Source organism: Corallococcus sp. AB045 (assembly GCF_003668895.1).
Classification (GTDB): Bacteria; Myxococcota; Myxococcia; order Myxococcales; family Myxococcaceae; genus Corallococcus; species Corallococcus coralloides.
The window spans coordinates 45,977-60,230 of record NZ_RAWN01000016.1 but is presented as its reverse complement, the minus strand read 5'-3'; the positions used below and the strand labels follow the sequence as shown (position 1 = coordinate 60,230).

At 70.4% G+C, this 14,254-nt stretch carries 15 protein-coding genes; 8 read left to right on the top strand and 7 right to left on the bottom strand.

The window, feature by feature from the left end:
* Positions 1–45: 45 nt before the first annotated feature.
* Both D7Y21_RS06315 and D7Y21_RS06310 read left to right on the top strand, forming a co-directional pair.
* Positions 46–534, top strand: a complete 489-nt coding sequence (locus D7Y21_RS06315) for a hemerythrin domain-containing protein (RefSeq protein ID WP_121711906.1) — start codon at positions 46–48, stop codon at positions 532–534.
* A gap of 62 nt (positions 535–596) precedes the next feature.
* On the top strand, positions 597–1,283 hold the full coding sequence (locus tag D7Y21_RS06310) for a DNA-3-methyladenine glycosylase (RefSeq protein WP_120567366.1): 687 nt from the start codon (positions 597–599) through the stop codon (positions 1,281–1,283).
* A gap of 74 nt (positions 1,284–1,357) precedes the next feature.
* Here the strand turns inward: D7Y21_RS06310 and D7Y21_RS06305 are convergent, their stop codons facing one another.
* The 3 genes from D7Y21_RS06305 to D7Y21_RS06295 all read right to left on the bottom strand — a co-directional run bounded on the left by D7Y21_RS06305 (position 1,358) and on the right by D7Y21_RS06295 (position 4,014).
* Entirely contained in the window at positions 1,358–1,717 is a 360-nt protein-coding gene (locus tag D7Y21_RS06305) for a GFA family protein (protein ID WP_121711904.1), read from the bottom strand.
* A gap of 147 nt (positions 1,718–1,864) precedes the next feature.
* Entirely contained in the window at positions 1,865–2,617 is a 753-nt protein-coding gene (locus D7Y21_RS06300) for a hypothetical protein (protein ID WP_121711902.1), read from the bottom strand.
* 146 nt (positions 2,618–2,763) lie between these two features.
* Positions 2,764–4,014, bottom strand: a complete 1,251-nt coding sequence (locus tag D7Y21_RS06295; protein WP_121711900.1) for an MFS transporter — start codon at positions 4,012–4,014, stop codon at positions 2,764–2,766.
* 85 nt (positions 4,015–4,099) lie between these two features.
* Here D7Y21_RS06295 and D7Y21_RS06290 point away from each other — a divergent pair, with 85 nt between their 5' ends.
* Positions 4,100–4,801: an SIMPL domain-containing protein gene (locus D7Y21_RS06290; protein WP_120567328.1), complete on the top strand. Its 702-nt coding sequence runs from the start codon at positions 4,100–4,102 to the stop codon at positions 4,799–4,801.
* A gap of 22 nt (positions 4,802–4,823) precedes the next feature.
* Here the strand turns inward: D7Y21_RS06290 and D7Y21_RS06285 are convergent, their stop codons facing one another.
* From D7Y21_RS06285 to D7Y21_RS06270, 4 genes are all read right to left on the bottom strand, one after another.
* On the bottom strand, positions 4,824–6,098 hold the full coding sequence (locus D7Y21_RS06285) for a pyridoxal phosphate-dependent aminotransferase (protein ID WP_121711928.1): 1,275 nt from the start codon (positions 6,096–6,098) through the stop codon (positions 4,824–4,826).
* A 39-nt stretch (positions 6,099–6,137) separates the two neighbouring features.
* Complete coding sequence (dps, locus tag D7Y21_RS06280) at positions 6,138–6,620, bottom strand: DNA starvation/stationary phase protection protein Dps (protein ID WP_121711898.1); 483 nt, start codon at positions 6,618–6,620, stop codon at positions 6,138–6,140.
* A gap of 113 nt (positions 6,621–6,733) precedes the next feature.
* Positions 6,734–7,261, bottom strand: coding sequence for a carboxymuconolactone decarboxylase family protein (locus D7Y21_RS06275; protein WP_120550488.1), 528 nt, complete (start codon positions 7,259–7,261; stop codon positions 6,734–6,736).
* Positions 7,262–7,267: 6 nt separating this feature from the next.
* Complete coding sequence (locus tag D7Y21_RS06270) at positions 7,268–7,822, bottom strand: peroxiredoxin (protein ID WP_014394422.1); 555 nt, start codon at positions 7,820–7,822, stop codon at positions 7,268–7,270.
* A 501-nt stretch (positions 7,823–8,323) separates the two neighbouring features.
* Between D7Y21_RS06270 and D7Y21_RS06265 the strand changes: the two genes are divergently transcribed.
* From D7Y21_RS06265 to mxcH, 5 genes are read left to right on the top strand one after another with little or no spacing between them, the layout of a single operon-like run.
* On the top strand, positions 8,324–9,532 hold the full coding sequence (locus D7Y21_RS06265) for an MxcI (protein WP_233612002.1): 1,209 nt from the start codon (positions 8,324–8,326) through the stop codon (positions 9,530–9,532).
* Between the two features lie 54 nt (positions 9,533–9,586).
* Positions 9,587–9,916, top strand: coding sequence for a hypothetical protein (locus tag D7Y21_RS06260; protein WP_120567331.1), 330 nt, complete (start codon positions 9,587–9,589; stop codon positions 9,914–9,916).
* A complete protein-coding gene (locus D7Y21_RS06255; RefSeq protein WP_233612001.1) occupies positions 9,913–10,191 on the top strand; it encodes a hypothetical protein in 279 nt (92 codons plus the stop codon). Before D7Y21_RS06260 ends, D7Y21_RS06255 begins: the two co-directional genes overlap by 4 nt.
* Complete coding sequence (locus D7Y21_RS06250; protein WP_121711894.1) at positions 10,188–11,741, top strand: PepSY domain-containing protein; 1,554 nt, start codon at positions 10,188–10,190, stop codon at positions 11,739–11,741. The genes D7Y21_RS06255 and D7Y21_RS06250 overlap by 4 nt, the downstream gene beginning before the upstream one ends.
* On the top strand, positions 11,742–14,246 hold the full coding sequence (gene mxcH, locus D7Y21_RS06245; RefSeq protein ID WP_233612000.1) for a TonB-dependent siderophore myxochelin receptor MxcH: 2,505 nt from the start codon (positions 11,742–11,744) through the stop codon (positions 14,244–14,246). It begins immediately after the preceding gene.
* Positions 14,247–14,254 lie beyond the last annotated feature (8 nt).

The window sequence follows — 14,254 nt, the reverse complement described above, 5'->3', positions numbered from 1 at the left end:
CACCCCCATCTATCTGCACATCCACTTCATTCAGGGGGCAGGGGAATGAACGCGTTGGAGCTGATCAAGCAGCAGCACGAAGAGGTGTCCAAGCTCTTCAAGAAGTACGAGAAGCTGTCGGACCACGAGGACGACGAGCGCCAGGAGCTGTTCGAGCAGATCGCCGACCGGCTGGGCGCGCACGCGAAGATTGAAGAGCTGTACCTGTATCCGGCGCTCAAGAAGGACGACACGGAGGACGCGCTGCGCGAGGCCGTGGAGGAGCACCTCGCCGTCAAGCGCCTCATCGCGGACCTGCTCGACATGGAGCCCTCCGATGAGGAGTTCGACGCGAAGATGAAGGTCCTCCAGGAGCAGGTGGAGCACCACGTCGAGGAGGAGGAGAAGGACCTCTTCAAGGCGGCGCGGAAGATCCTCAGCAAGGATCAGCTGGAGGACCTGGGCATCCAGCTGGAGGAGGAATACGACTCCCTGATGGAGGGCGAGCCGCGCAACGACGTGCCCGAGGAGACGGAGCACGCCGCGCCCATCTAGCGCGGCGCATCCAAAACAAGACGGGGGTTGCGCGTGGCGTGGGGCCGGGCAGCATGCGGCCCATGCCGCGCGCTCCTGTTTCCACCCCTGTCTTGCTGCCGGATGCCTTCACACCCGCCGCGCGCCGCGCCCTCGTGCGCGCGGACCCCATCCTGGGCACGCTCTTCAAGACGATTGGCCCGTTCCGCTTCGAGCGGTCCCCGCTGCACAGCCCCTTCGAGGCGCTGGCGCACTCCATCGTCTACCAGCAGCTCCACGGCCGCGCGGCGGCGACCATCTTCGGCCGCGTCTGCGAGCGGGTGGGGCAGGGCAAGGGCTTCACGCCGGAGAAACTGCTCGCGCTCCCGGACGCCACGCTGCGCGAGGCCGGGCTGTCCGCGAACAAGCTGCTGGCCATCCAGGACCTGGCGCGCAAGACGGTGGACGGCACCGTGCCGCCGCTCGCGCGCGTGCGCCGCATGTCCGACGCGGACCTCATCGAGCACCTCACGCAGGTGCGCGGCATTGGCCAGTGGACCGTGGAGATGCTGCTCATCTTCCGCCTGGGCCGGCCGGACATCCTCCCCGTGGACGACTTCGGCGTGCGCAAGGGCTTCATGGTGCTGCACGGCCTGAAGGAACAGCCCAAGCCCAAGGCGCTGCTCGCGTACGGCGAGCGCTGGCGCCCCTATCGCAGCGTGGTGAGCTGGTACCTGTGGCGGGCGGCGGACAAGCCCGTGGGCACCTTCGCACCGCCGGAGGGCGGCTAGCCGGACAGGGGCCGGGAGCGCACCGTACCGCCCAGTCTCCGAAAGGGCTGAGCGGCCTGCTGCGAAAAAGCGGCCTACGCGTCCCGGCCGTTGTAGGGGAACGGGTTGAGGGTGGACAGGTCCACGCCGTCCACGCAGCGCAGGTTGACGGCGAACATCTCCTTGCCGTCCGGGCCCTTGCCGGTGGCGTAGGACTCCACGCCGCAGGTGGGGCAGTGCAGGTGGTTGATGACCTTCTTGTTGAACTGGTAGGCCTTCACCGCGTCCGCGCCGGAGAGGGACTTGAACTGCTCCGGCGGGACGAACGTCAGCACCGCGCCAATCTTGTGGCAGATGGAGCAGTTGCAGCTCACCACCTGCGCCAGGTCCGTGGTCGCCTCGTAGCGGACCTGTCCACAGTGGCAGCCACCCGTATACGTCTTCATCTCCGCCATGGTGCTTCCTTTCGGTTGCTGCGTGATGCCCGGGCCGGAAGCGCGCCTCCGCCCACCCGGTGCGTGTGACGCGCATCAATGAACGGAGGCGGCGGGGACCGCAAGCGCGCAGGTGTCGCCCCCGCGCGCATGCGGCGGTGCGTCACGTCAGTCCGCGTACGTCGTCACGGACATCATCCGCACGAAGCGGCGGTCCGTGCTCACCGCCGCGATGGTGAAGCCCTGCGTGTAGCCCGGCGCGCCGCACCCGCGGCAGCTCCAGCCCGTCCTGTAGAGCCGGTTGCTGTTGCGCGAAATCTGCGTGATGTAGGCCACCGCGCCTTCCACCTCGTCCACGTTGTAGCTGTAGGCGCTGAGCTGCGCGATGAGCTCCCGCACGGTGATGGGCTCGAAATCGCTGGCCTGCGGACCGAAGGCGTTGCTGAACGCCTCGCCCAGCGTCTGCTGGTTGGTGATGCCCTGGCCGTTGGGGATGTAGCCCTCGTAGATGCGCGCGGAAGCGAACGAGCCGGTGGCGCCGAACAGCACCGCGGGCGTCTGGGCGACGGGATACAGGTTCAGCGGGTAGCCCGTGAAGGTCGCATCGTTCAGCTCGTAGAAGTCCGCGAAATACTTCGCCGCGGTGCCCGTCATGGACTGCTGGAACGGCGTGTCGCTGAGGCGGGTGGTGAGATAGGCGCGCTCGGTGCTGTCCACGCCGAGGCCAATGTCGTTGAGGAACGCGTCCAGCGCGTTGCGGATCTCCGAGCGCTGGATGGTCGTGCCGCCGGGGCTGGTGGGGCTCTTCGCGGCGGTGATGCTCGCCTCGAAGGCGGGGATGCTGGTGGTGGAGTCAGCGAACGCCGGAGCGGAGAACAGCATCAGGGCGCCCAGCAGCGACTTCATCGACAGGGTCTTCATGGGGAACCTCTTCATTCAAGGGGGGAGAACCGCGAGCAGCGCGCTGGCGAGTACCACGCCCCCCTGACACGGCCCGCATGAGGTTCCTGTGACACGTGCGGCCCGTGACACGCCTGTGAAAGAGCGTGTCGCGAGCCTGGAAACTTTCACGATGCGGGCTGCGGTGCCGGGCTTGTGGACACGTTGCGGCGCAGGGGCGCGAGCAGCGCGAGGAACGCGGCGGACAGCGCGACGCCCAGGAGGAACATGTTCCCGTAGCCCAGGTTGCCGTACCTCGGATCCGCGAGCAGGCCCGCCAGCGGCCCCGCGGGGGCCTTGCCCGCGACCTCCACGCTGGCCAGCAGCGTGTAGTGCGTGGCGCCGATGCGCCGGTCCGTGCGCGACATCATGAACGCGAACATCACGGTGGTGAGCGCGCCGCCGAAGAACTCCTCGGCGAGCGTCACGCCCAGCACGCCCGCGTCGCTGACGCCGGCCTGCGTGAGCAGCCACCGCCCCGCGAGCGGCAACAGGCGCAAGGTTCCGGTGAGGGCCACCGCGCGCAAGAGCGGCAGGCGCGCGGCGAGGAGTCCCCCGCACATGGACCCCAGGAGCGACGCGGCCGTGCCCCACGTGCCCACCCACAGGCCGATGCGCGCCGGCGTGAAGCCCGCGTCCACGAGGAAGGGCTTGTAGAGGACGTCGGACATCGTCTCGCCCAGCTTGTACGTGCCGATGAAGAGCAGCAGCCACCCGGTGCCCGGCACGGTGAGCGCGGACCTGATGCGGGCCCAGAGCGCGGGCCAGTCCAGCTTCGGTGACTCGTGGCCTTCGGCTTCGCGCGGAGGCGGCTCGCGCACGAAGAGGACGACGGTGAAGACGGTCAGGCACAGCGCCGACATGACCAGGAACAGCCCGGACCAGCCGATGCTCGCGCTGGCCCACACCAGCAGCCCGCCGCCGGTGAGCATGCCCACCTTGTAGCCCACCACCTGCGCGGTGTTGCCAAGGCCCAGCTCCTCCGGACGCAAGAGGTCCACCGCGAAGCCGTCCACCGCGATGTCCTGCGTCGCGGCGAAGAGGTTCATCACGAAGATGAGGCCCAACAGCAGCGGCAGCGAGTCCTGCCCCGCCGCGAAGGCCGCCCCCGCGCACGCGATGGCGAGCCCCGCCTGCATGGGGAGAATCCACGAACGCCTGCGCCCGATGCGCGCGGAGCCGTAGCGGTCCACCATCGGCGCCCACAGCGCCTTGAGCATCCACGGCAGGGACAGCGCGCCCGCGAAGCCCAGCGCGGCCAGGGACACGCCGCGCGTGCGCAAGTAGACGGGCAGCGCCGTCACCTGGAAGCCGAAGGGCAGCCCCTGCACGAAGTATAGCGCGCACAACAGCCACAGCCGGGACGGGATGCGTCGCATGGTCGTGGCGCGAGCATAGGCATGCCCTCCGGTGTCCGTCGTGGGCCTATACTCGCCGTTCCAGTCACCAACCCCGGGGAGACGCATGCCGGAGCAAGCCGCAACCGAGTCGGGACTCATCGTCGTGGAGCTGTCCGCCGAGCACGAGCTGGAGGCGGATCACGTGGACGCGGTGGTGGACGTGAAGGCTTCCGAGTTCTTCACCGGCAACGCGGCCTTCACCAACGCGCGCGAGGTGGCCTCGCTGGTGGGCCGCATGGGGGAGCTGGGCGTGCCGGCCTCGGCCTTCACCCTCCAGGCGGTGCAGGCGGAGACATCGGAGGGGCTGCTCTCGCGCTCCTCGTCCGCGCGCTACACGGTGCGCATCCACCTGGCGGACATGGGTCGGGTGGGGGACGTGCTCGCGGCGCTCTCCGGTCTGAAGCAGGCGACGCTGCGCGAGCTCCGGTGGGGCTACACGCGCGAGCCGGAGGCCCGGCAGGACTGGCTGGAGGCGCTGGCCCGCGAGTCGGTGAAGAAGGCGCGCCGCGTGGCGGCCGGGCTGGGCGTGACGCTGGCCGGGCTGCACCGCTTCTCCGAGCGCACCTGGGAGTCGCAGACGCGGGTCTTCGGGCTCCGGGCCGGGGGCTACGGCGGAGACGATGACATGCGACCCCTGGCCTCCACGGTCAGTTCCTACAGCGCGCCTCGCGCCTCCGCGTCCATGGGCTTCACCGTGTCCCACCGCAAGAAGGTGCAGGTGATGGCCACCGCGGAGTTCCGCACGCATCCGGCCCCCGAGTCCTGAGCCCGGGGCCGGGCGTCGCGCTTCACGGCAGGGCGCCGGGCGTGTGCTGGAGCACGAGCGCCTCCAGCCGCTGGAGCGCCTTGTCCAGCGTCTCCCACGACGGGCCGAAGGACAGGCGCACGTAGTTGCGGAAGCGCGAGGCCCGCGCGCGGCGCTTGCCGGGGTTCACGTCGAAGAACTCACCGGGCACGGTGATGACCTGGTGCTCCAGCGCGGCGCGGAAGAAGGCCATGCCGTCGTTGAGCGGCGCGGGCAGCCCGGACAGGTTGCCCCAGACGTAGAACGTCCCGTCCGGCGCGCGGTCCGTGCGGATGCCCAGCCGCTCCAGCCGGGAGTGGAACCTGTCCCGCTTCTCCCGGAACGTGTGGTGGATGGCGCGTGTCTCCGCCACCACCGTGTCCTCCTGGAGCAGCGGAATCGCCGCGCGCTGCAGGGGCCGGCTGCCGCCGCCGTCCAGGAAGCTGCCCGCGCTGGAGACCGTGTCGATGACCTGCTTGGGCCCCACCGTCCACGTCATGCGCCAGCCCGGGTAGCGCCAGTTCTTGGTGAGCCCGTCGAAGAGAACCACCGGGTCGCGGTTCACGTCCTCCACGTACCGGGCGGCGCTCTCCACCGGCAGCACGCCCGGGCGGCCCGTCCAGATGTAGTGCGAATAGAACTCGTCGATGAGCAGCGAGCACTCCAGCTCGCGCGCCACGCCCACCCACCGCGCCAGCTCCTCGCCCTGCACCAGCTTGCCGGTGGGGTTGCACGGGTTGGAGAAGAGCAGCGCGGACAGCCCGCGCCCCTGAATCTCCCGGCGCAGGTCGTCGTGCGTGAAGGCGTAGCCGCGCTCGCCCTCCAGCAGGATGGGGATGGCGGTGAACGCCTTGAAGACGTCCAGCAGCTCTTCGTACGCGGTGTAGTCCGGCAGGAAGTGGCCCAGGTTCACCTGGCCCAGGCTCGCCGCGGCGCGGGTGAGGGCCGCGCGGCCGCCGCCGGACAGGCAGACGTTCTCCGCCTTGTACTGGGACGGCATCCCCTTGCGGTAGAGCCGGTTGTAGAGCGCCGCGATGGCCTCCCGCACCTCCCAGAGGCCCGCGACGGGGGCGTACTCCTGGTCCGCCATGTCCACCGTCACCGAGTGCACGCGCGACGGGGCACCGGGCAAATCCCCCGTCTCCGGCTGACCCTGGCCCAGGTTGCACCAGTCCGGGTCGCCGGGACGGTAGCCGCGGCGCGTGGCCTCGGCGGTGACGAAGATGACGCCCGTGCGGGGCACGGTGCGAAACGCATGCAGGGGGACGCTGTCGCTCACGGACAGCACGCTAGCGCGCCCCCTGCTTCGGCGCAGCCCCTAGCCTTCGAGGGAGGCCCGGAGGAACCAGGCGTGCTTCTCGAACTCGGTGATGATGCCCGTGAAGAGGTCCACCGTGTCCGTGTCCTTGTGGCCCTCCACCGCCGTGCGGCTCTCACGCAGGCCGTTGAGGTACACCTCGATGCGCTCGGCCAGCAGCTTCACGTGCTCCAGGTCGCGCGAGGTCTCCTGCGGATACTCCGGCAGGTGGCTGCTCTTGCCCACGTGGCGGCTGGTGCCGTACGCGCGGCCGCCCAGCGTCACCGCGCGCTCCGCGATGGAGTCGTTGTGGTTGGCCAGGCTCACCGCGAACGTTTCGAACAGCGGGTGCAGCGCGGCGAACTGCGGGCCCTTGATGTTCCAGTGGGCGACCTTGATCTGCGAGTGCAGGTCCAACCCATCCGCGAGCCGCTCGTTGAGGGTGGCGGCGATGGCGGTGCGGGCCTGCTCGGAGAGGGGACTCGGGCTCTTGTAGAGGGCCATGACGAACACGTTCCTTTCGGGTGAGGGGTGGGACGTCGAAGAGAAAAGACAGCGCCCCCCGGTGTCTTCCACCGGAGGGCGCCAGTCACAGCTCGGAGATAACGACGAGGGGACTAGGACTCCAGTCCAACCGCCGCCGCGTGGATGACGCTCGCGATGCGGACCGCATCGTGCACGTGGTCCTCGCTCAGGCCGCCTTCCAGCACGACCTTCTCATGCGACTGGATGCACATCTCGCAGCCGTTGATGGCGCTGACCGCGAGGCAGACCAGCTCGAAGTCCACCTTGTTGGTCAGCACCTGGGCCAGCCGGTTCATCCGCAGCCCGGCCCGCTTGGTCGCGTACGACTCCTTCCCGATCATGTGACGGAACCGGTAGAAGACGTTGTTCATCGCCATCAGCGAGGCCGCAGCACGCGCGTCCTCGATGACCGGCGTGGCCTTGTCGCCCAGTGCCTGCTTCGCCTCGTTGAGCATGGCCTCCTTCAGCCGCTCGTTCCGGGCGGCGAAGGCGCATGCCACGGCCGTCCCCCAGCGCTGCTCGGGGGTGAGGGTCGTGCTCTCCAGGACCGCGGAGAGGTTGAGGCGGGTGTCCTTGTGGGCGTCCGCGAGTTCGCTGCGGACGACTTCGAGCGAAGCCATGGGTGCTTACCCCGCCTTCTGCAGCTTGGAGGTGAGCGTCTCCTCACCCTTCTGCCAGTTGCACGGGCACAGCTCGTCGGTCTGGAGCGCGTCCAGCGTGCGGACGGTCTCCTTGACGTTGCGGCCCACGGACAGGTCGTTCACGGACACGTGGCGGATGATGCCCTCGGGGTCCGCGATGAACGTGGCGCGCAGGGCCACGCCCTCCTCCTTGTGCAGGATGCCCAGCGCGCTGGACAGCTCGCGCTTGATGTCCGCCAGCATGGGGAAGGGCAGGTTCTTCAGGTCCGGGTGGTGCGTGCGCCACGCGTGGTGCACGAACTCGCTGTCGGTGGACAGGCCCAGCACCTGCGCGTCGCGGTCCTGGAAGTCCTTGTTGTGCTTGCCGAACTCCGCGATCTCCGTCGGGCAGATGAACGTGAAGTCCTTCGGCCACGCGAACAGGACCGTCCACTTGCCCTTGTACGTGTCGTTGGAGATGTCCTGGAATTCCTTGTTCTTCTCCAGGCTCACGGTGCCCTTCAGCTTGAAGTTCGGAAGCTTGTCGCCAACGGTCAGCATGGGATTCGACTCCTTGGGGATGGGGGGCGGGCCACCGTGGTCCACCCCAGAGGTTGTGGGTTGCTACGGGTATTTGCAGCCACCGTGCCAGTACATCAACCGCCCTGATTCCAGAGGGTTACGGCTCCCCCTGAGAATCGCACCGGCGGGGCGGTGACGCTGGGTCGGTGCATAACGAAATCCCGGTGTCTTTAGCCACTGCAATTTCGGTGAACCATCTCACCGGGGCGCGTGGAGACTGTTCGACGTCTCGGGCACGAGCGCCACGGAAAATACTCGAAGCCACGAGGGGTTGCCTCAAGGGCAAGCAGCTGGCCGGACGAATGATGGTTCGCCAACGCCCCACGCCCGCGCATGTCGGCGCGAAGAATTGACAGGGGACGGCCGGGCGAGCTACTCCCCGGGCCTCGCCGATAATTTTGAAACTGAGTGTCAATTTCAGGAGTCGACGAACCCCGTTCGTCCGAGGAGCACGTGATGCTGGGAGCGCCGAGGGCTGGCATGGGCAGTGTCGCGCGGGGACTCCTGGCGTGTGCCGCCCTGGTGCTGGGCGCGTGTGGGGACGATCCGAAGCCGGTGGAGGAGAACCCGGGACCGCAGGATGGCGAGCTGTACCTGGTCCACTCCGCGGTGGAGACGAACGGCAGCCGGACGAACTACTTCACCCTGGTGGACTCCCTGGAGGGTTCCAGGACGCTGGACTACACAAAGTCGCTGGAGCTGCCGGGGCGCCCGCGGCTCTATGCGGCGAAGGGCGTGGGCTTCTTCGCCATTGGCGCGGGAGAGGCCCCCACCATCACCCGCTACGAGGTGCGCGACGGCACGCTGGTGGCGGGGCAGAGCATCTCCTTCCAGAACCTGGGCGTGAAGCGGATGGGCGCGCAGGCGGTGCACTTCGTCAGCGAGACGAAGGCCTATTACAAGGATGACGCGCAGGGCCTGGTCATCGTCTGGAACCCGGCGGAGATGTCCATCGTGAAGACCCTGCAGTTGCCGGCGGAGTTCATCCGGCAGGGGTACGTCACGGCGCTGAGCCAGTGGATTGGCCGCGACGGCGAGGCGTTCTTCGCGCTGGGCTGGTCCACGTCCACCTATGACGGGGCGCTGCCGGGCTCCGTGCTGGTGCGCGTGGACACGGCGACGGACGAGATGACCTGGACGCGCGACGAGCGCTGCCGCGACCTGTTGAAGGTGGGGCGCCAGGGAGACTCGCTCTATTTCTTCAGCGGCGTGGTGAACGGCCTGGGCTACGCGGTCAAGGGCACCGGCGAGTTCGGCCAGCAGGACTGCTTCCTGCGCATCTCGCCGGGGCAGAAGACGTTCGACGCGGACTTCGTGGGCAGCGTGGCCCCCGCGCTGGGCGCGGGCAAGGTGGGCGCCGTCATCGCGTTGACCGAGGACGGCACCGCGTGGATCCAGGTGGCGGACACGAGCGTCACCCCGACGGCGCCGGGCACCACCTACGCGGACTGGTACAGCAAGGGGTGGAGCTGGTACCGGATGCCGCTGGCCACGTTGAAGGAGCCGGTGCGGGCCCCGGGCGAGCTGGGCGCCTACAGCGGCTTCACCTTCGTGGCGGGCTCCCAGTTGCTCATCACCCAGAGCGCGGCGGACTACTCCACGTCGTCGATGGTGGACCTGTCGGGCGGCACTCCGCAGCCCCGATTGACCTTCCCGGGCTTCGCGCTGGACATCGCCCGCATCCGTTAGTTCGAGCCTTCCGCCGGGCGCCGCGCGGCGCCTCTGCCCCATGAGGTGCGCTGCATGGACATCCTGGCTCCCTCGCTGCTGTGGCTCGGCGTGGTGTGTCTCTATGGTGCGTGGTGGTGCCGGCACACCGGACGGTGGCAGGACTTCCCGCGCGCGCCCTGGTTCCTGAACGGGGCGGGACTGGCGTTGCTGCTGGGCGGGCTCGCCGCGTCGCTCCGGGGAAGCGTCTCCGCGGGCGCGGCGGTGGGCGCGGCCATGGCGTACGTCATGGCCGCGGGCTCGCTGCTCGCCATCTTGACGCCGCTGGCGCGCAAGCCGGTGTGGGTGATGGGGTTGCTGCTCCCGGTCGGTCTGGTGCTGGGGATGCTGGAGCGGGTGTCGTGACCCTGGCGGGGACGCGGGCCCGCCCGGGGTGGCGCTGGGTGCTGGCGGCGGCGGTGGGTGCGCCGTTGGCGGCGCTGCTGGCCTCGCTCGCCCTGTCCGCCGTGGTGCCCGTGTCCCCGGACCTGCGTTACCTGGTGGCGTGCGTCGCGGTCGCGCCGCTGATGGCCGCGGCCCCATGCGCGGCGCTGCTGGCCCGCTCGGAGGCCCGTGCGTGGGCGGGGGTCGCGCTGACCTGCTGCGTGTCCCTGCTGCTGCTGTGGAGGGCGCTGCCGTGAAGCTGCGCTCCGACACGTATCGCCTGCTGTGGGAGGCGCATGCGTGGGCGGGCGCGGTGGCGTCGGTCCTGCTGGTGGGCATGTTCCTGCTCGGGGTCGCGTCGTTGTTCCGCCATGAGCTGGTGCCCTGGCAGGAGCCGCGCCTGCGCGCGCCCGTCGCCGCCGACGAGTCGCGAGTGTTGGCCACGCTCCAGGCGTGGCTGGACGCGCGCGTGGGCAGGGACGGGCCCGCCACGCTGGACGTGGACCTGCCCGCGCCGTACGCGCCGTGGATGCGGCTGGAGTGGCGGGCCGCGGGCGGCGAGAAGCAGGCCGTCTGGGTGGAGCCGGCCACCGGCGAGGAGGTGCCGGAGCGCAGCGACCTGGGCTACTTCCTGTTCCTCGCGCACTTCCTCTATCCGCTGCCTGGGGGCATGGCCCTGGCCGGCCTGGTGGCGGTGGTGCTGCTGCTGGTGGTGGGCACGGGGCTGATCATCCAGTTGGGACGGCTGCGCCGGGAGCTGGTCCGCTTCCGTCCGCGCGAGGCGCTGCGCACGGTGTGGGGTGACCTGCACAAGGTGCTCGGGAGCGTGGGGACGCCCTTCCAGGCGATGATGGCCTGGACGGCGGCCATCATCTGCTTGAACGCCGCGGTGCTTCAGCCGGTGGTGGTGCGCACGGCGTTCCAGGGCGACGTGGACGCGGGGCTCCAGACGCTGGGCTATCCGCGCGGCGCGAAGCCCTCCGGACAGGCCGCGCCCGCGCCCCGGGTGGCCGCCATCCTGGCCCGGGCCCGCGAGGCGCTGCCGGACGTGCGCCACTACCGCTTCAGCCTGCGCAACCTGGGGGACGCGTCCGCCTACGCGGACGTCCGGGGCTCCGCGCGCGACGGGCTCGCCGAGTTCACCACCGTGCGGGTGGCGGGCGACGGGCAGCTCTTGCACGTGCGGCGGGCCGGTGGGCCGAGCGCGTCCGCGAAGCTGCTGGAGGGGGCCTACGTGCTGCACTCCGGCCTCTATTCGGGCATGGGGCTGCGGCTCGCATACGCGCTCCTGGGGCTCTTCAGCGCGCTGTGCGTCGTGACCGGCAACCTGGTGTGGCTGGAGCGGCGGGCGCGCTCCATGCGCCGGGTGGACGTGGCGCTCGCGCGGCTGACGGCGGGCGGCTGTGGGGGCGCGGCGTTCGCGCTCGCGGCGGTCTTCCTGGCGAACCAGCTGCTGCCGGACGCGCTGCCCCACCGGGTGGAATGGGAGCACCGCATCTTCTTCGGGGCCTGGTGCGCCAGCGTGCTCGGCGGGCTCGTGTATCCCCGCGCCCGGGGCTGGGCGCGGTGGCTGCTGGGCCTGTCCGGCGGAGTCCTGGTGGTGCTGCCCTGGCTGGATGCGTGGCGCCACCTGCGGCGCGTCTTCGACCCCGCGGGTTCGCCTTTCGTGTTCTTCGTGGACCTGGGGCTCGCGGCCCTGGGCGCCGCGTTCCTCCTCTCCGCCTGGGCCATCGGGCGCATCGCCCCCCACGACCCGGGTGGGGCCCGGGTCGCACCGCTGGGTGTTCCGGCGCACGAAGGGCGCTGAATGTCCTCCAGGTCCTGCTCCCCGCGTGTCTCGCGGCTCGCTCCTCGCACCATGTCCATCCTCTCCGGCCGTTCCGCCTCGCCCGTGTGTCTCCCCCGCTCGCGCTCGCGCGTGGGCTGGAAGCGGGCCCTGGGGGCGCTGGCCCTGTGCCTGTCGGTGCCCGCGCTGGCGCAGGACGCGGTGGTGCCCGCGCCGGGCGTGGGCGAGCTTTCGGGCCAGCTGACCGCGTGCGCGGACGGGGACCTGGGGAAGGCGGAGCTGCTCCTGCTGGAGCCGGATGGGAACACCCGGGCGCCGGGGATGGACGCGCGCCGCCGCTTCCAGGTGAAGGGGCTGAGCCCCGGCGACTACGAGCTGCACGTCTACGTCCCCGGCTGCGAGCCGCGTGCATGGCGCGTCCAGGTGTCGGCGGGGCAGCGGACGGAGGTGGAGGCCCGGCTGGAGGTGGCCCTCGACATGGGGACCACCATCGGCGTGACGGGCCGGGAGCTGAGCAAGTCGGAGGAGCGTGCCCTGTCCGCGGAGTCGGTCCGCGTGGTGGAGCTGGAGGCCGCGAAGCAGCAGACGGCGGACCTGGGCGAGGTGCTCAGCCGCAACAGCGGCGTCAGCGTGCAGCGCACCGGCGGCCTGGGGTCCAACGCCCGCTTCTCGCTCAACGGCTTCACGGGGGAGCAGGTCCGCTTCTTCCTGGACGGCGTTCCGCTGGAGCTCGCGGGCTTCGGGCTGGGCATCGCCAACGTGCCGGTCAACCTGCTCAAGCGCGTGGAGGTGTACCGGGGCGTGGTGCCCGTGCGCTTCGGCGCGGACGCGCTGGGCGGCGCGGTGAACCTCGTCTCGTCGGACGGCAATGAGAAGGACGGCCTGTCCGCGTCGCTGCAGGCGGGCTCGTTCGACACGTACCGGGGCTCCGTCTCCGGCCAGTACCGGCTGGGGCCGAGCGGCGTGTTCCTGCGCGGCCACGCCTTCGGGGACTTCGCGCGCAACGACTACGCGGTGGACGTGGAGGTGCCGGACGACCGGGGGCGGCTCCAGCCGGCCCGCGTGCCGCGCTTCCACGACGGCTTCGCCGCGGGAGGCGCCGGGCTGGAGCTGGGCGTCGTCGACAAGCCCTTCGCGGAGCGCCTGTCGCTGCGCGCGTTCGGGTCGCGCTACCGCAAGGAGCTCCAGCACAACGTGGTGATGACGGTGCCCTACGGAGAGGCGCTCTCCTCCGAATCAAGCTATGGCGCGCTGGCCACCTGGGCCCGGGGCGGGCTGTTGTCCGGGAGGCTGCGGCTGGAGGCCGTGGGCGGCTACAGCCGCCGGGACACCGACTTCCGCGACACGTCGCTGTTCGTCTACGACTGGTACGGCACCCCGGTCACCGAGCGCCGCCAGCCGGGCGAGCTGGGCGCCACGCCCACGGACCAGACGCTCTGGCAGCACAGCGCCCTGGCGCGTCTTCACGCGGGCTACGAGCTGTCGGAGTCACAGCGCCTGCGCTTCACGCTGGCGCCCACCTTCGTGAGCCGCCAGGGGCAGGACCGGCTCAAGCAGGACACCGGGCAGAGGGATCCGCTCGACGCGCGCAGGAACCTGCTCACGCTGGTGGGCGGCCTGGAGCACGAGGCCATGCTGGCGGACGGGCTGCTCAAGAACGTGGCCTTCGTGAAGGGCTACGTGATGCGCTCCGCGTCGGAGGAGGTGCTCGCCGCCGGCGACGTCTTGCGCCGCGACCAGGCCAGCGAACGGTTGGGCGTGGGCGACGGCCTGCGGCTGTTCCTGCCGCACGGGCTGCTGGCCAAGGCGTCCTACGAATACACCACGCGCCTGCCCGGCCCGGACGAGCTGTTCGGTGACGGCGTCCTGGTGGCCGCGAACCTGGCGCTGCGGCCCGAGGCCAGCCACAACGCGAACCTGGAGCTGGCGCTGGAGGACCTGGGCACCGGGCTGGGCCACTTCCGCGGCAGCGTGGGCGGCTTCGCCCGCTTCGCGGATCAGCTCATCGTTCTGTTGGGCAACGACACCACCCTCAGCTACGAGAACGTCTACGCGGCGCGCTCGCTGGGCGTGGAGGCGTCCGCGGGGTGGACGGTGCCGGGGGACTGGCTGTCGCTGGACGCCAACGCGACCTGGCAGGACTTCCGCAACGCGGGCGGCGCGGGCGCCTTCGCGGCCTTCGACGGCGACCGCATCCCCAACCGCCCGTGGCTCTTCGCCAACGCGTCGGCGCGGCTCCAGCGGCGCGCGCTGTTCAAGCCCACCGACGTCGCGTCCCTGGGCTTCACCTCGCGCTACGTGCACGGGTTCTTCCGGGGCTGGGAGAGCCAGGGCCTGCGCCAGTACAAGCAGGAGGTGGACGCGCAGCTCGTCCACTCCCTGGCGCTCTCCTACGTGCGCGAGGGCTCCCCCCGCCTGGGCGGGACGCTGGAGGTGCTCAACCTCACGAACGCGAAGGCCTACGACTTCTTCGGCGTGCAGCGGCCGGGCCGCTTCCTGTCCGTCAAGCTGACGGCGGACTTCTGAGGAAGCGG